Below are 19,697 nucleotides of genomic sequence, written 5' to 3' on the forward strand. Positions count from 1 at the left end.
CATGGCCGAGGAGCAGCTGCTGACGACCGCCGAGGTGGCGCACCGCCTGCGCATCAAGCCGGAGACGATCTACGCGTACGTCAGCCGGGGGCTGCTCACCAGGGTCAAGGTTCCCGGCGAGCGGATCAGCCGCTTCCGGCTGGCCGACGTCGAGCGGCTGGCCGCCCGCACCCAGGCGACCCGGCCGGAACGCGATGCCGCGCCGGCGATGCGGACCGCCACCACGTTGATCGCGTACGGTCGGCTGCACTACCGGGGACTGGATGTCGCGAAGCTCGCGCCGGTGACGCCGTTCGAGGAGGTCGCCCGGTGGCTCTGGACGGGCGAGCGCCACGCCGAGCCCTTCGTGGCGCCCGTCGAGACCCTCGAGACGGCCCGACGGGCGAGCAGTCACCTGCCCGCCCGGGCCCGGCTCTTCGACCGGCTGCCGGTGATCGTCGCCGTCGCGGCCGCGATGGACCCGCTGCGCTTCGACCTGGCGCCCGCCACCGTGACGGCGCTCGCGCCCGCGCTGCTGTCCACCATGGTCGACGCGCTGCCCCTCGCGGGCGAGGCCCCCGCCGACGACGCCCTGGCGGCCCGCCTGTGGCCCCGGCTGACCGGCGCGCCGGCTACCGCGGTGGGGCTCCGGTCGCTGAACGCCGCACTCGTCCTGCTCGCCGACCACGACCTGGCCGCGTCGACCATCGCCGTACGCGTGGCCGCGTCGACCCGGGCGAACCCCTACGCGGCGGTGCTGGCGGGCCTCGGCGCGCTCGACGGGCCGATGCACGGCGCCGTCGGCAGCAGCGTCCACCGGATGATCGAGGTGGCGCTGCGCGACGGGGCGCCGACCGCGATCGCCGAGTGGCTGCGGACCGGCACGCTGCCCGGGTTCGGGCATTCGCTGTACCCGGACGGCGACCCGCGCGGAGCCGCCCTGCTAGATCTCGTCGCAGAGCTGCCGACCGGGGGCGAGCTGCGGCGGGCCGTCGACGACCTGATCGCCACGGCGTCGCGGCGGGGCGCCCTGCCCAACGTCGATCTCGCCGTCGCCACGTTGGCGCACGCGACCGGCATGGGGCCGGGCGCGGCGGAGGTGATCTTCGCGGTCGCCCGGACGGCGGGCTGGATCGCGCACGTCGTCGAGGAGTACGCCCAGCCGAGCAACCGGTTCCGCTGGAACAGCGGCTACACGGGGCCGCCACCGGAGTCGGCGTGAACTCCGACGCGCGGCAGCATCCTGGGCCACTGCCCGTCGCGGAGGGCATGGCACCCATCCACTCTGACGCCGGCAGGGGTGGCCGCCCGGCGGGTGGCCACCCCTGCGCAAGACCGATTCCAGTGGTCCCGGTCGTGGTTCGGGACGATCCGAATGGTCGCTCAGACGGCTCTGCGTAGACCGGCGAACTGCAGGACGGTGAAGCCGGCGACCACGACCGCCTGCGCGATCACCAGCGCGGTACCCAGGCCGGTCAGCGGGAACCAACCGGCGACGAGCACCAGCACGCTCGCCGCCACCCAGGCGACGTTGACCGTCATCACCACACCCACAGCGGCCCTGCTCACCGCGGGCCGGGAGGCGAGAACCAACAGGGCGGACGCGAAGGCCACCAGGAATACCCCCGCCGGGTAGAGGAAGCCGGCGGGAAGCCCGAACATCTCCCCGAAGATCGCGGCGGCGACGACGTACACGACGCCGTTGGCGCCGGAGCCGATCGCGTCCTGCTTGAGGGCGAAGCGGAGCAGCGTGGTGTCGGCGACGGTCCGGGCGGGGCTGGTGACGGTGGTCATGGCGGAGGTCCGTTCGTAGTCGTGACGTGCTTGCGGGCACGACGCTACGGAGATCCGCCCCGAGCCGAATCAGTCATCGTGACGGTAGGTTCCTGACCGTGCTGCACGGACGAGCCGGGGAACAGGCGGACATCGAACGGCTGCTGGCGGAGGCCAGAACCGGCAAGAGTGGGGTGCTGGTCATCCGCGGCCCGGCGGGAATCGGCAAGTCGGCGCTCCTGGAGCATGCCGCCCGGCGGGCGGAGGGCATGCGGGTGTTGCGCGGCGTCGGTGTCCAGTCCGAGGCCATGTTGCCCTTCGCCGCACTTCACCTGCTCCTGCGTGCCGGGCTCGACCGGATCCCGGCACTGCCCGACGCGCAGCGCGCCGCGCTCAGCGGTGCCCTCGGGTTGGGTGACCCCGCCCCGGAGAACCGGTTCCTGGTCGGGTTGGCCACCCTGAGCCTCCTCGCCGACCTCGCCGGAGATGGCGCGCTGCTCTGCCTCGTCGACGACGCACAGTGGTTCGATCAGGCATCCGCCGACGCGCTGCTGTTCGCCGCCCGCCGCCTCGAGGCCGAAGGCGTCGTCATGATCTTCGCCGCCCGCGCGGGATTTCCTGCCGTGGGCCTGCCTGAGCTTCTCCTGGGCGGGCTGGACGACGCGGCCGCTGCCGCCCTGCTTCCCACCGACCTTCCGCCGCAGGTGCGGGAGCGCCTCATCGACGAGTCCGGCGGCAACCCCTTGGCGCTCCTCGAACTGCCCGCCGCGCTCACCGCCGAACAGCGCGCGGGACGACTGCCGCCGGTGGGTGCGATGCCGGTCGTCGACCGGGTCCAGGACGCGTTCCACGCACGGATAGCCGCCCTCTCCGAGCCGGCGCGAACCGCGCTGGTGATCGCGGCGGCGGACGGCTCGGGTGAGCTTGACACCCTGGTGGGTGCGGGTGCCTCCCTCGACGGCCTTGAGGAGGCCGAGCGGAGCCGGCTGATCGAGATCAGGGGCACGAACGTGGGATTCCGTCATCCCCTGATCAGGGCAGCCGCCTACCAGAGCACGCCGGTCACCCGGCGCCTCGCCGTACATCGAGCCCTCGCCGCCGCCCTCACCCGCTCGGCCGCCGTCGACGCGGCCGACCGGCGGACGTGGCACCTGGCCGCCGCCACTCTCGGCCCTGACGAGGACGTCGCCCGGGAGCTGGAGAAAGCGGCGGAACGGGCCCGTACGCGTGGCGGCCACGCCGCGATCGCGACCGCCTACGAGCGGGCCGCCGAACTCACCGCCGACCCGGTGCGACGATCCGAACGGCTGGCCGCCGCCGCGCTGGCCGCCAGTGACGCGGGTCTGATGGGTCGCGCTGCCGCGCTCGCCGACAGGGCGACCCCTGATGTGGACGACCCGGACATGATCGCCGCGCTGGTCCAGGTGCGCGCGCATCGGGAGTTCGAGTTGGGCACACCGCTCGCGGCGGGCCGGATCATCCTGGACAACGTCCCCCGCGTGGCCGCCCGCTCCACCGAGCGGGCCACCTGGTTGCTGGTGGAGGCCATCCGCTGCGCCTGGTTCGCCAGTGACACCCGGCTGGCGGAGGAGGCCGCGGTGAGCCTCCGCGCGCTCCCCGAGATCGGGTCATCGCTGGTCGGTGCGGCACTCGGGCTGACCCGCCTGATGAGTGGTGACATCGGCGGCGGGATCACTCTCATGGGCGAGGCCGTCGAGGCACATGCGCGTGCGGGGCTGGGGGTTCCGGGACTGACCTTCACCGCCGCTGTCTGCCTTCCGCTGGGCCGCGCCGCCCTCTGTGAGGAGATCACCGGCCGCGTCGTGGCGGACTGCCAGAAGAACGGGATGATCGGCTGGCTCGCCTTCGCGCTCCAGGACCACGGACTCGCGCAGGGGTGGCTCGGCCGGTACGGCGAGGCCATGACGTCCCTCAACGCGGGGCTGCGGCTGGCGACGGATCTGGGCCACGAGCCTCGGGTCAGCCACCTCACGTGTTCGCTCGCCTGGGTGCTCGCGCAGCAGGGGAACGTCGAAGAGTGCCGCACGAAGGCCGAGGAGGGCATAGCGGGAGCCGGTGAGCAGGGACTGGTCCTCGCGGCGGACATCGGACGCTGGGCACTCGGCTTGCTGGAGCTCGGCCTGGGTCGTCCGGCCGCCGCCCTGCGGCAGTTGGCGGCCATCCCCTCGGTAGGGATCGCCCTACTCAGCGCCCCGGACCAGGTGGAGGCAGCCGTCCGCAGCGGCGAACCCGAGCGGGCGAAGGAGCCGCTCGCCCGGTGCCTTGCCTGGGCCCGGCATGTCCGCCAGCCGTCGTCGGACGCGATCGCCCTGCGGTGCCGCGCCCTCGTCGAGGAGAACGAGGCACACTTCGCGTACGCCGTGCGGCTTCACCAACAGGACGCTCAGCCGTACCAGCAGGCGAGGACACAACTCGCCTACGGCGAGTGGCTGCGGCGGGCACGGCGGCGGGCGGACGCCCGCACGCAACTGCGCGACGCGCTGGACACCTTCGACCGGCTCGGCGCGCAGCTGTGGGCCGAGCGGGCTCGCGCGGAGCTGCGCGCGACGGGGGACGTGCCGGCGGCGCCGCGCAAGGCCGACGACCCGCTCAGCGTGCTGACTGCCCAAGAACGCCACGTCGTACGGCTGGCAGCCACCGGCGCCTCCAACCGTGACATCGCCGCCCGGCTCTTCCTCAGCCCGCGGACCGTCAGCTACCACCTCTACAAGGCATTTCCCAAGCTGGGTATCACCTCCCGAACCCAACTGGCCTCCATCGCCGGGTCGTCGTCCGCGCTCGGCTGAGGTCCTGGCGATCAAGGCCGTCCCCGGCGTCGTCCAACACGCCGGCCGGTGGGCGACGGGAGCCACGGCGCCGGTGGCCATGTGAGACGGCGCTGCCCGGCCGGAGAGGATCACCGGCCGGGCAGCATTCAGGCTCGGGTCAGTTGCCGGTGGACAGGTCCTTCAGGCCCTGCAGCATCTCGGCGAAGTCGGCGGTCTCCGCGGGAGGCGGGGTCTCGATGTTCACCGCCTTGCCGTAGTCGGTGTAGTCGACCGTCATGTCGCCCATCTTGCCCATGTCCAGGCTCGCCCGGCGCGGCCGGTACTGCTCGTCGACCCAGAGGTCGATCGTGAGCTCCTTGACGCCCTGCTTGGCGTACTGCTGCTCGACGGTCGACCGCAACTTGGCGTCGAGCTGCTCGAGGTAGGTCGCCACCGGAGCGGTGACGGTGTAGTGGACCGTGGCCGCCCCGTTCACCGTCTCCTCGCCGACGACCTTGACACCCTCGGTGGCGAGCAGCGTCTTGACCTGCTTGGTCGGGTCGATGTCCTCGAACTGCTTGCTGAAGTCCATCCCCGCCTGCTCGCCGGCCGCGGCCATGTCCAGCTTCATCCAGCGCTTCCCGCCGATGCTCGCACGGTCCTTCGCCGGGATCTCGACGTAGACCACGCTGCCGATCATCCGGACGATGGTCGGGGTGCCATCCGGACCCGCCGTCGTCATCTCGGCCTTGACCGGGTCCCCCAGATCGACCACGCCCTGCACCGAGATCTTCTCGCCGCCCGCCGTGCCCTGCATCGTCACGCTCACCGAGTCGCTCTTGTCGGTGGCGTCGATCGTCTTCTGCAGCGAGCCCTTGAGATCACTGGCGAGCAGCTCCAGCACGCTGGGCTGCTGCGGCGCGTCCGAGACAGGCTTCGAGCCGCAGGCGGTCATCGCGACCGCCGTGAGCGCGGAGACCGCCAGAACGGCGGTCTTCTTCCAAAGTGACACGTGACAGCTCTTTCCCCCGAAGGATTCTGGGGGATCTCCCCAGATAGACCGACGACACGCTATCTCAAGCCGTCGACTCGCGAGGGGACGCCTCCCCGACCGCGGGTGACCGCATGGGGCACCAGTCTGTGCCCGGTGCCGGCCGTCAGACGTCTGGCCCGTCGTCGTCGAGGTGCTGCCCGAAGAAGCGCCGCCGCGCCGCGACGAGTTCCTCGTACTCGGTCTGGCTGTCGGGGTGCGGAAAGTGCCCGGCGGTCAGCACGTGTAGCTCGCGCGGCCCGGCCAGGCCGTTGTGCACGGCGAACTGGCCCGGCGGCGGCACGGCGGGGTCGAAGAGGGCGGGCGCGACCAGTGTCGGGGTGCGCAGCCTCGTCGCGGCCGTGGCGGCGTCGAAGTACCGCAGGACGTGCGTCACCTCGGGGTGTTCACGGTGGTGTGCGCGGACGGACTCGCCGCTGCCCACACAGGGGAGGGTGAGCCGCAGCGGGTGGTTGCCGAAGGTGGGCACGGTCAACTGGGCTGCGGCGAAGCGGTCGTCCCAGGGGAGGGCCAGGGCGCCGAGGCCGCCGCCGAAGCTCTCGCCGACATAGCCCAGGCGTGGGCCGGCTGGCAGGTCGAGGCCCGGCACCAGCTCCAGCAGCGCTGACGCCGCGCACCACAGGTCGGCAACGCAGTCTCCGATGACGTACCGGTCGCGCGAGTCGATGCCGTGCAGCACGTGCGCGTCGGCGTGGTCGGGTACGCCCGGCAGCAGGCCGCGCGCGCCCATGCCGCGTACGCAGGGAAGGATCGCCGCCGACCGGGGCAGCGGCAGCGGCACCGAGGCGCCGGCCTCCTGACGGCCGCCGTACCCGTGCCCGATGACGAACCCGTGCTCGACGCCGCTGACGGTCGCAGGCGACCCCGCCGACCCGGCAGGCAGCACGAGCCACCCGCCGATCCGGACGTCGCCCACGGACGAGTAGGTCACTCCGAAGATCTGGACGCCGTCGCGCTCCTCCTCAAGAGGCCCGAGGGTGGGTTCCGTCGCGACCCGCCGCGCGGCGTCGTATCGAGACTGCCAGAACGCGTCGAAGTCGGCGGGTGCGGCCGGCGCCGGGATGCGGAGCAACTGGTCGAGGCGGTGACCGTAGCTCGGGTCGAAGGGGAAGTCGTGCTCGAAGGAGACGGCGGCGCGTCGGCGGGCGTCGGGATGCCGGACGCCGTCCGGTCCGTGCGGTGGCGCCGGATCGACGGTCTGGCGTTCGTGCCGCAACTGCGTGTCTCCGTTCCGAGGCGCGACCTTCTCGTCGCGGTGCGGTCGGGCTTCGGTCATACGCCACCGCGCCGCCTACCGGGTCGTGCCCGGTAGGCGGCGCGGCCTGCGTGCTCCGGTCCGGACTACTTCTTGGGCAGCGGGAACCGGGCCAGGTCCATGCCGTGCATGCCCCAGGTCGACTTGCCGTCCGGGGTGAAGTGGAACGCCGGGTTGTTGTACCAGCCGCGCGGCACGTTGTCGTACAGCGTGGTCACCGTGCCGCCCGGGACGGTCGGCAGCTCGCTGATGTCGTTGGTCCAGTGCACCCAGGAGAACACCCGGCCGTCGACCCCGTTGAACTGCCCGTACCCGCCGAGGTCGCCCTCCATCACGATGGTGCGGGTGTGCAGGTCGTAGGCGAACCAGGCGCCGCGCGGGCGCCGGCCCATGGCGTAGAGCAGGTTGCCCACCACGTGCAGGCTCTCGTACGACAGCCAGTCCGGCTTGATCTCCTCGCGCCACAGCAGCGTACGGGTGACGATGTCCACGGCCGCCACCTGCGCGACCTTGCGGATCGGGCCGCTGGTGCCCTCGCCGTAGGTGTCGCCGGCGATGTAGGCGGTGGTGCCCTGCACCACCACGTCCATGACGCTCTGCTCGGGCAGGAACTCGCGGTGCGAGTCGAAGGTGTTGGTGGCCAGGTCGATGAAGGTCAGCGCGCCGGTGTGCTTGGTGGTCTGCGGGCTGGACGCCACGATGAGCTGGTTGCGCGGCTGGTCCACGTAGATGCGCTTGGTCCGCAGCTGCTCGTTGCCGAGCAGGCCCAGCACACTGATCTCGTAGTTGTCCGGGTCGACCGCCACGATCTGCGTGCTCGGGTACAGGCCCGCGTAGACCACGCCGGCCTTGCCCTCGGCCATCGTCTTGACCTCGCCGTTGATGTCGAACCGGTCGCTGGTGCCGGCCTCGGTGCGGTGCACCGTCATCGCGTAGTGGCCGCCGACCCAGATCGTGCCCCGGGTGTGCCGCATCATCGACTGGATGGTCTCCGGGTAGCCGAAGCCGCGGGTGGCGGTCTGCCACACGCTGGCCGTGCCGCCCGGCGTCGTCTTCCACAGGTGTCCCAGCCCGCTGACGCCGAGCAGCGCGCCGCCGGGCAGCGGGGTGAGGAGCTGGTTCTCCACGTTGGCGAGGGGCTGCCCGACCTTCACCAGGCCGTCGGCGGTGACCTCGTACAGGTTGGTGGTGAGGCGGGTCAGCGCGTACACCTTGCCGTCGCTGCCGACGGTGACCTGGTCGACGTAGCGGTCCTCGGCGGGGATGTCCCGGGAGACCCGGTTGGAGCCGTCGCGGTTGAAGGAGATCAGCTGCCGGCCGCTGGCGACGTAGATGACGCCGTTGGAGACGGTCATGTCGAGGATGCCGACCGGCGAGGCGCTGAGGTGCGGGGTCAGGTTGGTGGGCGTGCCGCCGGCCTTCGGCCAGGCGAGCAGCGTGCCGGGCGCGGCCGACCCGCCGTAGACGTACTCGTCGTCGACCGCCACGGCCGCCGCGTACTGGGAGGTCGAGATGCGGCCGTACGTCTCGATGGTCGCGTCGGCCAGGCGGATCCGCTTGACGGTGCAGTCCGGGTACGTGCCGATGTAGAGGTGCTCGCCGTGCACGACCATGTCGTAGTACCAGGTGGTGCTGCCTCCGGCGCGGGCCCAGGCCACCAGCTCCTTGGTCTGCGGGTCGAACCGGTAGACGTACGCGCTGCCGGCGGGGCCGATGTAGACGTACCGGCCGTCGGCGGCGAGCTTCTGCCCGCCGTTGCTCGGGATGGTGAGGTCGTCGATGCTGCGCATCTCGCCGGTGTTGACGTCGAACTCGCCCAGCCGCATCTTCCCCTCGGGGGTGTTGAAGCGGGAGGTGATGAAGACGCTGTCGCCGATGACGGCGGCGCCCCGGACGGCGGCGGTCAAAGACGCAGGACCGAAACTCGTGGGCGTGAGCTCCTGGTCGTCCTGCGCCATGGCCGGGCCGGCCACCGCCCCGTGGCCAACTGCCAGTGCGGCGCCAGTAAGGGCACTACTCGCGAGGAGTGAACGACGGCTGAGGGGCATGGTGGCTCCGATCGTCTAGGTCATTACGGCCCGGACCTTAATCTCGGCGTAAAGGGTCGTCAAGGATCCGTTCGGGCCATCCGGCGGTAGGCTGCCGACCGGGGGCGACAACCCGGCACAACCAGCTCGAATCTCTGTGGTGCCCGACCGGGCCACCCACAGTCGCGCCGCCAGGATCGTCGACGTGCTCCCACGGCGCACGTCGTTGACCTGACGCGGCGAGAAGCCGCGCCCACCCCGCGGTCAGGCGGTCCTCGGCCGGGGTGGGCGTCACCGCGCCACCGCCAGGATGGGCTGCAGGACCCGCTGGTAGGCGTCGCAGTAGCGGACCATTCCAAGGTCGCTGGGGTGTGATCCGTCCACCTCGCCCTCGCCGTCGTCGCCGACCAGGTTGTCGCCTTCGAGATAGAACAGGTGCTTGACGCCGGAGGTGCGCAGGTTCATGTACGCGGCGTGTAGCGCAGCCCGGCTGCCGGCGTGCCGCTGCCGGGACGACTCGACGAAAGTGGCATTCGCGTAGGTCCGGTCCTCGACGAGCAGGATCGGGGTGTCAGGTCGTGCGTCGCGGAGCAGGCGCACGAGCGGCTCGGTACGCTCTGCAACCATGGTGGGAGTCATGTTGGGAAGACAGTCGATCACGTAAACCGACGCGTCGATTTCGGTCAGCAGTTCGCCGACTGGCAGATCCATCGTGCCGTTGCCGGAGAAGCCGAGATTGATCGTCGGGCAGTCGAAGCGCCGGCCGAGGATCGCGGTGATCGACATGCCTGGGCGTGACGAAACCCCGCCCTGCATGATGGAGGTTCCGTAGAAGACCGCAGGCCGTTCGGTGCGTGGTTGCACTCCTTGGAAGGAGGCCCCCGGATCCACACCGATCTGGAGAGACTCGACGCCGTTGTAGAGCGGAAGGTAGGCGGTGTAGAGCCGGCGGCCAGGGTCGACCCCGCTCACGAGACGCTGCTCCACAAGCTGCGTCGCCGGTTTTGTCCCAGCGAGCCAGCGGTCGACGCCTGAGCTGGTTCGCCCGTAGATATCCAAGCCGCTCATCCCGGTCGCGGGCATGTGGAACATGTCCAGTGCCGAGGAGTCCAGGCGGTAGCGGGCGTGGAAAACAGTCGAGTCAGTCTCGAATCGGGTCAACATCCCGGCGGAGTCGCGGCTCAGATTCCACACCGCCGAACGGACCACTGATTTGGCTCTGGCGGGAAGGCGATCATAGAAACGCTCCGTGTCCTGCCAACCCTTGCCCTCCACGCCCCATTGGGCGACGTCGTACCAGGCTACTCCGTCCTCGATAATGGGAGTTACATCAATTCTGGTGAGTGTTGTTTGGCGGGAGGCTGTTCGAGTCCGAGTGGCGGCTGCTGGGGCAGCGTGACCGTAGGCCGGCTGGTTGAGTGCGGCGGGGGCGACCAGAGCCGCGCCTCCGACCCCAGTCAGATGGAAAAGCCGCCTTCGGGTGATCGATGGTTGCTCCATCCTGGCTCCTCTGTGGCTGTTGTGCCTGTAGGTACCGGTTACGGCACGCTAGGCCGGCACTCTCGGCGAGTGAAGGGTATGGATGCCATCAGGGCGATGAGCGGGCGGTGGCGGGCGGCAAGCGGCGCCTTGCCGAAGTCGAGTGGTAGGCGACGCGCGCCGAGCAACCACGCCGGCGGGATCGTCGCTGTCCCGCCCTCCGCTGTTCGATCTCCGCACGGTCGACCTCGACGAGGTGCTCGCGCTGGCGGGCACTGCGCTGGCCGCTGCCCCCGCGCGGCCGTGGCCCGACCGACTGGAGCCTTGCTCGGCACCTGACTTCGCCGTACTGGCGTATCTCCGCCATGGCACCCATAAGTCACTGTGATCGCTTGATCACGTCGCGTCGTTCATCGATACTTCGAGATGGCTCGATTGAAGAGGCCGCTGGCACGGGCGGTGAGCCGTACCCCTTCCCGCACCCCCACAGCGGGCGACTCCCGCCGTACCCGAGGAGGAGACCTCGTGGCAAGACAAAGAAGACCGCTACACGTGGCCATCGCGGCCCTGGCCTCACTCGCGCTGTTACCGCTCGCCGGCGGCACCGCACTCGCCCAGCCGGTCACGGACGACACCGCGGTCGAGCGGAAGGCGGAGTCCGCACTGCTCGGGCAGCTCCAGAAGGAGGAGAAGGTCAGCTTCTGGATCGAGTTCGACCGCGATGCCGACCTGCAGGCGGCGACGAAGGCCCGGACGAAGACCGAGAAGGCCGCGGCCGTGCTGGCGGCGAAGCGGCAGCAGGCCGCGACGTCCCAGGCCAACGTGGTGAAGCTGCTGGAGTCGGCGGGAGCCGACTACACCTCCTTCTGGATCGACAACTCCCTCCGGGCTGTCGGCGGAGCGGAGCTTGTCGGCAAGCTGGCTGAGCTGCCCGAGGTCGCCCAGATCACGGCGGACGACGAGATCAGGATCGACGAGCCGATCGCGGGCGAGACCGAGCCCACCGTCGACGCGATCGAGTGGAACATCGACCGGATCAGCGCTCCCCGGGTCTGGAACGAGCTCGGGGTGCGCGGTGAGGGCATCGTGGTCGCCAACATCGACAGCGGCGTCCAGTACGACCACCCGGCGGTCAAGAACCAGTACCGCGGCCTGAACGGCGACGGCACCTACAACCACAACTACAACTGGTTCGACCCGGCCGACGTGTGCTCCGGCGCAGTGCCGTGCGACAACAACGGCCACGGCACCCACACCATGGGCACGATGGTCGGCGACGACGGCGGCACCAACAAGGTCGGCGTCGCGCCCGGCGCCACGTGGATCGCCGCCAAGGGCTGTGAATCCAGCTCCTGCAGCCGCGCCTCGCTGCTCGCCTCCGGGCAGTGGATCGTCGCGCCCACCGACCTCACCGGCGCCAACCCGCGCCCCGACCTAGCGCCCGACGTGGTGAACAACTCCTGGGGTTCGTCCGTCTTCGACCCCTGGTACCAGGACACGGTCGCCGCCTGGCGGGCTGCCGGAATCTTCCCGGCGTTCTCCAACGGCAACTCCGGACCGGGCTGCAACACCAGCGGTACGCCGGGTACGTACGTGAGCAGCTACAGCTCCGGCGCGTTCGACATCAACAACACGATCGCGAGCTTCTCCTCCCGGGGCACCGGCGAGAACGGGACGGTCAAGCCCAACCTCGCGGCGCCGGGCGTCAACGTGCGTTCCAGCTGGATGAACGGCGGGTACAACTCGATCTCGGGCACGTCGATGGCCTCCCCGCACACCGCGGCCACGGTCGCGCTGATGTGGTCGGCGTCCCCCGCGATGCAGGGCGACGTGGCGCAGACGGAGGCGTTGCTCGACCAGACCGCCGTCGACGTGGACAACACCATCTGTGGCGGCACCGCGGCCGACAACAACGTCTTCGGTGAGGGTCGACTCGACGCGTTCGCGGCGGTCTCCGCCACGCCGCGCGGTGCGACCGGAGCGCTGAACGGCACGGTCACCTCGGGTGGCGCGGCCGTCGCCGGGGCGAAGGTGCTCGTGGACGGACCGATCGACCGCACCCTCAACACCGCGGCCGACGGCACGTTCGCGCTGCCCGTGCTTTCCGTCGGCGACTACACGCTCACCGTCACCAAGTTCGGTTACCTCTCGGGCACCGGCGCCGTCACGATCGCCGAGGGGCAGACCACCACCCGGAACTTCACGCTGGAGCAAGCGCCGTCGGCAAGGGTCTCGGGAACGGTCACGTCCCACGCCGGCCCCGCCGCGGGCGCGGTGATCACCGTGACGGACACCCCGGTCACCGCCACCGCGGACGCCCAGGGCCACTACGAGGTGACCCTGCCGCTCGGCGCGTACGACCTGGCCGCCACGTCCACGTCCGCATGTGCCACCGCGGGTGCCGCGCACGTCGAGCTGGCCGCCGACACGACGGTGGACATCGCCCTGCCGGACCGCCTCGACACCTTCGGATACGCGTGCGCGGCCGGCAGCGGCGACGACTTCGTCACGGGCACGAACAAGCTCCAGCTCCCCGACGGGGACAACGACTCCGTCGCGGTCACCCTGCCCTTCCCGGTCGCGCTGTATGGCCGGACCTACACGTCCGGTTGGATCACCACCAACGGCGTGGTCACCTTCGCCTCCAGCTCGACCTCGAGCAGCAACAACACGATCCCCCGCACGACCACACCCAATGCGGCGCTCTACCCGTTCTGGGACGACCTGAAGGTGCCCCCGGCCACCGCGGGCATCTACACCGGCGTCATCGGCACCACGCCGCACCGCTCGTTCGTCATCGAGTGGCGGAACGTCGTGCACGACCTGGAGGAGGACAAGGCGTTCTCCTTCGCCGCGGTCATCGGCGAGGACGGCAAGATCTCCTACCGCTACAAGGACACCGTCGGCGTCGGCCTCCAGTCGGGCTCCAGCGCCACCATCGGCGTGGAGAACGCCACGGGCACCGACGCGTTCCAGTACTCCTACAACACGGCCGGCGCGCTCTCCGACGGCTTCAGCGTCGACTTCCGCACCACCAGGACCGGTGTGGTGCTGGGCAGGGTGCTCGACGCCAACGACGGCGAGGGCGTCGCCGGGGCCACGGTCACCGTGGGCACGGGTGACACGGCGGTCACCATCACCACGGGGGCGGACGGCTCGTACCTGGCCCAGGCACCGACCGGTGCCACCACGGTGACGTTGTCCGCCCCGGCGTACCAGCCCATCGAGCAGGCGGTGACGCTCGAGCCGGGCGGCGTCGTGGCGGTGTCCGAGGCGCTCAAGACCGGCAAGGTGACGGTCGCCGAGGAGGCGTACGAGATCGTCGTCCCCGCCGGCGAGCAGCGCGCCCGCGCCTTCGAGTTGGCCAACTCGGGTTTCCCGACGGCGTACACCGTCGCCGAGGACGCCCCGTGGCTGGTGGTCAGCCTGACCGGCGGCGACCTGGCCACGGGCGCGAAGGCCACCGGCACGCTCTCCGTGGACACGGCCGGGTACGCGCCCGGCGAGGTGCTCACCGCCACCGTGCAGGTGACGTCGCAGAGCGGGCGGGCCCCCGTGCTCACCGTGCCGGTGAAGGTCGTCGTGCCGCGCTACCAGGCGGCGCTCGACGCGGGTGCCTCCGGCGACGGCGTCGTGGACAAGCTCGGCGACACCTGGCAGCAGGACCAGAAGTACACGGCGGGCTCCTTCGGCTACCAGGGCACGTCGAGCACCAAGTCCACGACTCGGGCCATCAGCGGCACCGATGACCCGGCGCTGTTCCAGAACGCGCGGGAGGGCATGTACGAATACCGGTTCGACAACGTACCCAACGGCGTCTACACGGTGGAGCTGGGCTTCGCCGAGGTGTCGAGCAGCAAGCCGGGCCAGCGGGTCTTCGACGTCCTCGCCGAGGGCAACGAGGTGCTGCCGTCTCTCGACATCGCGTACGAGGCCGGCGCCTACGCGGCGGTCACCCGGACCTACACGGTCACCGTGACCGACGGTGTGCTCAATGTACGGTTCGTGGCGAGCAGCGGTAAGCCGCTGGTCAACGCCATCCGGGTCACCGAACGGCCCGACAGGGCCTGACGGACCGACCAGCAGGGGGCTCGTCCCGCCGTCCGGCGGGGCGGGCCCCCTGCCCGACATCTCAGCCCGGCACCGCACAGCCCCACCGGCCGGCTCGACCGGCGGGAGGCCGTGCGCGGTGGCTACAGGCGGTGCCGGACCCAGACGTTGGGCTCGACGTAGACGGCGTGGTCGTGCGCCACGTCGCAGTGCACGGGCACGAGGGCTCCCGGCACGTGGACCGGTCCGCTGGTATCGAACGGCAGGCCCGTCCACCGGCGCCAGTCGGCGAGCGTCCCCGTGATCGTCATCGAGCGGGGAGCGACGCGTTCGATGCGGCCACCCGCGCGTACGTGCACCCGCAGCCACGGGTCGACCGGCAGGCCGTCCTCGCGGACCTGCGCCGCGTACGCCGTCATCGGCAGGTCGGGCTGGGTGTGCTTGCCGCTCGGGCGGACCGGCGCGACCAGCGTGTCGTAGCCGCGCTTCGCGACGGCCTCCCGCATGGCGGCGAGCATCAGGGCCGACAGGCCGTTGCCCCGCCGGTCAGGCCGGATGCAGATCTCCAGCGCCGAGACGATGTTCGGGGTGGCGCCGGTGAGACGGTTGATCGTGGCGCGCTGGATCACGCGGCCCCAGCCGCCGTCGGGCAGCTCCGCCTCCGTCCAGCGCAGCGGCACGGCGTACGCCCGGGCGACGGCGCGTCCGGGCTCGGCGGAGTCGACGGCGGCGAACACGAACTCGGGATACAGGTCGTGGGCGACGTTGTAGTACACGCCGCCCATCGGATCCCAGAGCATGAACTCCGGCCACGCCCCGTCGAAGCCGTCGTCGAGCAGCGGTGCCAGGTCCGGGCGGTCCGCCAGGGTCACGATCTCCAAAGCCACGGCGGAACCCTAGAGGGTCGGGACCGTGCGGTGCACCTCGAATTCGGCGGGGGGCGGCTGTGATTCGCGGAACATCGCCTCGCCCTTGACCAGCCACGCGGCACCGAAGGCGACCACCGCAACCGCCTCGCACCAGAACAGCGGCTTGAGCGTGTCGCGGACGGGATCGGGCAGCGCGTTGCTCGCCACGGCGAGCGCGATGGCCGCGATGATGATGCCGCCGCAGGCGTAGTAGATGCCGTTGCGGGCCCGCGTCCGCCCTGTCGGGGGGACCGTCCGGTCCGTCTGGGGAAACAGGAAGATGCAGAAGACGGCCAGCAGCACGAACAGGGCCGCGGCCGAGACCTGGTGCAGCCGTCCGATCGTGACGTCGGTGGGTGTGAGCGTTCCCCTCGGCGCGCCGGTCGCGGCGGGGAACACCGCCACCGCGATCGCCAGCACCCCGGCGATCGAACTCAGCACGTCGTCCAACCTGCGGTAGCGGTAGCAGACGAGGAAGACGCCGATGGCGCACATTCCACCGACGAAGACGTCCCGCATGTCGGTGTGGTAGAAGGCGCTGATCGAGTCGAGCAGGGTGAAGGTGCCGGTGAGCAGCGCGTTGCCGACGGTCAGCACGATCGGCAGCGCGATGCCGACCGTGCCGATGCCGAGGCGGAGGCGGCGGATAGTCACGGCATCCTGTGGCGGCTTGACGGGCGCGGACATGACGCCTCCCAACTGCGGCAACGGTGCCGGCCGGGGGAGCCGGGCCGGCAGTGCTGTTGCAAGCAGTGGAATCCGTACGACGCTCCGTGTCAATGAGCCTGGGTCAGTGGTCGCGGTAGAGCGCGTCGATGTCGGCGGCGTAGCGCTCCTGCACCACCGCGCGCCGCACCTTCAACGTGGGGGTGAGTTCACCGTCGGTCTCGGTGAGGTCGCGCGGAAGGACGCGGAACTTCTTGACCTGCTCCGCCCGGGACACCGTGCGGTTGGCCCGGTCGATCGCGTTCTGGAGCGCCGCGCGCAGCGCCGGGGAGTCCCGCAGGTCCGACACGGAGGCGTCGGGGCGACCGTGCGCGGCCCGCCACCCCGGCCACGCCTGCGGGTCGATGGTGACCAACGCGACGAGGTAGGGCCGTCCGTCGCCGATCACCACGCACTGGCTGACCAGCGGATCCGCGCGGACCTGATCCTCGATCGGGGCGGGGGCGACGTTCTTGCCCGACGCCGTGACGATGATGTCCTTCTTCCGCCCGGTGACCCGCAGGTAGCCGTCCTCGTCGAGGGTGCCGAGGTCGCCGGTGCGCAGCCACCCGTCGGTGAACGTCTCGCGGGTGGCGTCCGCGTTGTTCCAGTACCCGGGGAAAATCACGCCGCCCCGGGCCAGGATCTCTCCATCGTCGGCGATCGCGATCTCGACTCCGGGCAGCGGACGACCCACCGTGCCGATCCGCATCGCCTCCGGCGTGTTGGCCGTCAGGGCGGGCGAGGTCTCGGTCAGCCCGTACCCCTCGAGCACCGTCAGGCGGGAGCCGCGGAAGAAGTGCGCGAGCCGTTCCGCCAGCGGTGCCCCGCCGACGATCGCCACCTCGCAGCGTCCACCCAGCGCCGCCCGCAGCTTGCGGTAGACCAGCACGTCGCACACCAGATGCGCCAGCCGCAGCACGGTCCCCGGTCCGCCGGGGGTGTCCAGCGCGTGGCTGTACCGCACCGCCACCTGGTCGGCGATCGTCAACAGCCAGCCCCGGTGCTCCTCGGCCGCCTTCCGCCTCGCCCGGTCGTAGATCTTCTCGAACACCCGCGGCACGGCCAGGACGAACGTCGGACGGTACCGGCGCAGCTGGTTCAGTACGCCGCCGATGTCGGCGCTGTGCACCATGGTGGCGCGCGTGCGCACGACGCCGACCTGGATCATCCGCGCGAAGGCGTGGGCCAGGGGCAGGAACAGCACCGTCGACGCCGCCGGATGGAACACCTTCGGCAGGACCGCGGTCGCGTTGCCGACGTCCAGGGCGATGTTGCCGTGCGTCAGGACGCACCCCTTCGGGCGTCCGGTCGTGCCGCTGGTGTACACGATCGTGGCGATGTCGCCTGCCGACACGCCCCGGCGGCGGGCCTCCACCTGCCCGACGTCGACGGCGCGGCCGGCCCCGACCAGTCTGATCAGGTCGCCCGCGTCGATCTGCCAGACGTGCGCCAGCGCCGGCAGGGAGTCACGCAGACCGTCCAGCATCGCGGCGTGCTCGACCGTCTCCACCACGCACGCGACCGCGCCCGAGTCGGAGAGGATCCAGGCCAACTGGTCCGCGCTCGACGTGTCGTACACGGGAACCGTCACCGCGCCGACGGACCACAGCGCGTAGTCCACCAGGGTCCACTCGTACCGGGTACGGCTCATCAGCCCCACCCGGTCGCCCGGCTGGACACCCGCGGCCAGCAGACCCCGGGCCACCGCCTGCACGTCGTCGCGGAACTGTCGGCAGGTCACGGTGGCCGCGCCACGCCCGGACCCGCGAGTCGGCCAGGACCGGGGGTCGGGGTCCGGCCGGACGAACTGCGTCTGGTCCGGATCTCGTTCGGCGTTGTGCCACACCGCCTCGGCCAGGCCGAGTTCGACGTCGGCGACGACCGGCGCAACCGCCATCTCCCGCACGCTCGCCCACCTACCCTCAGTCAGGTCGCTGAGAGTTCAATGATGAGGCGTCCACCGGCGTCCGGTCGCGCGAACGGCGAAACCGGGCCTCCTGGCTCCGAGGCGTGGTAGCCGGGCGTCCCGGCGTTGAGGAAGGCTGCCTGCCACCCCGCCCGGGGCGACGGCCGGCTCGGCATGGTGGCCTCCGCCGCAGGTGGTGGCCGATCCGCAGGCGGCCGGTCTATGGTGACGCCGTGATCGTCTGCGGCCCGTCGTGGCAGCCCCGCTCGTCGGTGCTGCGGGCCGCCTCTGCGCACTCGCGCCCCGTCCGCGCGGCAGCGGCGCCGGCGACCGGCACGCGTACCCACCTCGTCGGAGGCACGACCGTGCGTCACCTCGTCCTGTCGGTGGTCGCCCGCGTCCGCCGGGGCGCCGTCGCGCCGATCGTCGCGCCGCCGACCCGGCGGGCGCCTGGCCAGCGCCGCCCGCCGCCACACGGCCGACATCCACATGTCCGGCACCGGCGGGCGGAGCGCATCGGCGCTCCGCCCTTTCTTTTCGTCTCGGCCAGGAAGGAACCCCGATCGTGTACGTCGTGAGCAGGCAGGACGAGTTGGGTGTGCTGCGGATGGTCCTTGAGGAGCAGTACGAGCGGCACAGCACCCAGTTGGCGCTGCTGGACCGGCAGGCCCGCCAGATGCGCGCCGACGGCGCCGACGTCGAGGCCGCTTCCGCGTTGACCGCCGCCACCCGGCGGGCCCTCGGCGACATCGCCCGGGCACTGCACTACCTGGAACAGGGCCACTACGGCACCTGCGAAGGGTGCCACGGTGACATCCCCATCGAGGAGTTGGCGCACCTGCCGTCCGCCCGGTACTGCACCACCTGCCGGCCCGAACCCCGCCAGCGGGCCACGCAGGGCACACGCGCCGTGCCCACCGCCGCCCGCGCCGGCGGCGCACCGCTCGACGGCAAGTGGCCGAAGGCCGGGGCGCCGTCCTGGCGCCCGGTCCCCGGCCGTGACGGTAGTCGCGCTTGAAATGGCCGACCGGCGGGTCGATGAGGAGACCGGTCCGCAGGAAGGCGGCCTGCCCGCCGCGCGGACCGCGCGGTGCGTGGGCGACATCGGCCGGCGATCACCCGTAGAGCGAGCGGCCTCCCGGGCTGTTGGCCGTGAAGTGTCGGCCCATGGCGATCTCCTCGCTGACCACCGACCAGACGGTCTCGTCGTCCTGGAAGGGGAGCGGGTCAAGGCTGCTCGTCTCCTGACGGATCCGCTCGACCTCGCGCTCCAGGAGCTCGAAGCCGGCTTCCTCGTCGCCGCTGAAGGTGAACTCGTCGAGCAGGCGCTGGAACCGGTGGGTGACCTGGACGAGGGAGGAGACGTCCGTGTGGAGTTCCTGCGCGGTCTCCCCGTCGGCGTCGAAGGCGTACACCTTGCCGGAACCGGGGTCGAGGGCGAGGTGGGCGTTGAGCAGCCAGCCGATGACGGGCCATTCGCCCGCGTCCGCCGGGGCGTCCTCGAAGTCCTCGACGTCGACGACGTCCTGGGCGAGGGGCAACCGGCCGGAGCCCTCGTCGGGCACACGCAGCCGGAGCGTCCCGGTGGGGACACCGACGGTCTGCAGGAGGCCGGCGCCCTCGGTGTCCGCGGCGGCGGGCGGGAAGACGGTGGCGGGCAGGGTCGCGAGCCGGTCCTCGCCGAAGATGTCGACGAGTTCGCTGCGGGTGACATCGAAGAGCACTGCCGGAACTCCGAACTCGGCGGCGGCACGGCCGCCGCGGGACTGTCAGTGGACGGAAGCGGTCACCAC

13 protein-coding genes are annotated in these 19,697 nt (G+C 71.2%); 4 read left to right on the plus strand and 9 right to left on the minus strand.

Going from position 1 to position 19,697, the window contains the following annotated elements:
• The first annotated feature begins 1 nt into the window (after position 1).
• Entirely contained in the window at positions 2-1,201 is a 1,200-nt protein-coding gene (locus tag ACFY23_RS11150) for a citrate synthase (protein ID WP_350684406.1), read from the plus strand.
• A gap of 161 nt (positions 1,202-1,362) precedes the next feature.
• Here ACFY23_RS11150 and ACFY23_RS11155 read toward each other — a convergent pair whose 3' ends face one another.
• Positions 1,363-1,773, minus strand: a complete 411-nt coding sequence (locus ACFY23_RS11155; RefSeq protein ID WP_350684407.1) for a hypothetical protein — start codon at positions 1,771-1,773, stop codon at positions 1,363-1,365.
• A 98-nt stretch (positions 1,774-1,871) separates the two neighbouring features.
• Between ACFY23_RS11155 and ACFY23_RS11160 the strand changes: the two genes are divergently transcribed.
• Entirely contained in the window at positions 1,872-4,559 is a 2,688-nt protein-coding gene (locus tag ACFY23_RS11160) for an AAA family ATPase (protein ID WP_350684408.1), read from the plus strand.
• A 139-nt stretch (positions 4,560-4,698) separates the two neighbouring features.
• Here ACFY23_RS11160 and ACFY23_RS11165 read toward each other — a convergent pair whose 3' ends face one another.
• The 4 genes from ACFY23_RS11165 to ACFY23_RS11180 form a co-directional block, all read right to left on the minus strand.
• Complete coding sequence (locus ACFY23_RS11165; RefSeq protein WP_350684409.1) at positions 4,699-5,532, minus strand: hypothetical protein; 834 nt, start codon at positions 5,530-5,532, stop codon at positions 4,699-4,701.
• 145 nt (positions 5,533-5,677) lie between these two features.
• On the minus strand, positions 5,678-6,847 hold the full coding sequence (locus ACFY23_RS11170; RefSeq protein WP_350684410.1) for an acetylxylan esterase: 1,170 nt from the start codon (positions 6,845-6,847) through the stop codon (positions 5,678-5,680).
• A gap of 65 nt (positions 6,848-6,912) precedes the next feature.
• On the minus strand, positions 6,913-8,733 hold the full coding sequence (locus ACFY23_RS11175; RefSeq protein ID WP_350684411.1) for a hypothetical protein: 1,821 nt from the start codon (positions 8,731-8,733) through the stop codon (positions 6,913-6,915).
• Positions 8,734-9,144: 411 nt separating this feature from the next.
• On the minus strand, positions 9,145-10,353 hold the full coding sequence (locus ACFY23_RS11180) for an SGNH/GDSL hydrolase family protein (RefSeq protein ID WP_350684412.1): 1,209 nt from the start codon (positions 10,351-10,353) through the stop codon (positions 9,145-9,147).
• Positions 10,354-10,884: 531 nt separating this feature from the next.
• On the opposite strand from ACFY23_RS11180, the gene ACFY23_RS11185 reads away from it, so the two are divergent.
• Positions 10,885-14,403, plus strand: coding sequence for a S8 family serine peptidase (locus tag ACFY23_RS11185; protein WP_387038396.1), 3,519 nt, complete (start codon positions 10,885-10,887; stop codon positions 14,401-14,403).
• A 122-nt stretch (positions 14,404-14,525) separates the two neighbouring features.
• Here ACFY23_RS11185 and ACFY23_RS11190 read toward each other — a convergent pair whose 3' ends face one another.
• From ACFY23_RS11190 to ACFY23_RS11200, 3 genes are all read right to left on the minus strand, one after another.
• Entirely contained in the window at positions 14,526-15,269 is a 744-nt protein-coding gene (locus tag ACFY23_RS11190; RefSeq protein WP_350678906.1) for an N-acetyltransferase, read from the minus strand.
• 9 nt (positions 15,270-15,278) lie between these two features.
• A complete protein-coding gene (locus ACFY23_RS11195) occupies positions 15,279-15,944 on the minus strand; it encodes a DUF998 domain-containing protein (RefSeq protein ID WP_350819446.1) in 666 nt (221 codons plus the stop codon).
• Positions 15,945-16,080: 136 nt separating this feature from the next.
• Entirely contained in the window at positions 16,081-17,904 is a 1,824-nt protein-coding gene (locus ACFY23_RS11200) for an AMP-dependent synthetase/ligase (protein ID WP_350678910.1), read from the minus strand.
• Between the two features lie 574 nt (positions 17,905-18,478).
• Here ACFY23_RS11200 and ACFY23_RS11205 point away from each other — a divergent pair.
• Positions 18,479-18,922: a hypothetical protein gene (locus ACFY23_RS11205; RefSeq protein ID WP_350678912.1), complete on the plus strand. Its 444-nt coding sequence runs from the start codon at positions 18,479-18,481 to the stop codon at positions 18,920-18,922.
• Positions 18,923-19,019: 97 nt separating this feature from the next.
• Here ACFY23_RS11205 and ACFY23_RS11210 read toward each other — a convergent pair whose 3' ends face one another.
• On the minus strand, positions 19,020-19,628 hold the full coding sequence (locus tag ACFY23_RS11210; protein WP_350678914.1) for an SUKH-4 family immunity protein: 609 nt from the start codon (positions 19,626-19,628) through the stop codon (positions 19,020-19,022).
• Positions 19,629-19,697 lie beyond the last annotated feature (69 nt).

The organism is Micromonospora sp. NPDC000121 (assembly GCF_042899165.1).
Taxonomy (GTDB): domain Bacteria; phylum Actinomycetota; class Actinomycetes; order Mycobacteriales; family Micromonosporaceae; genus Micromonospora.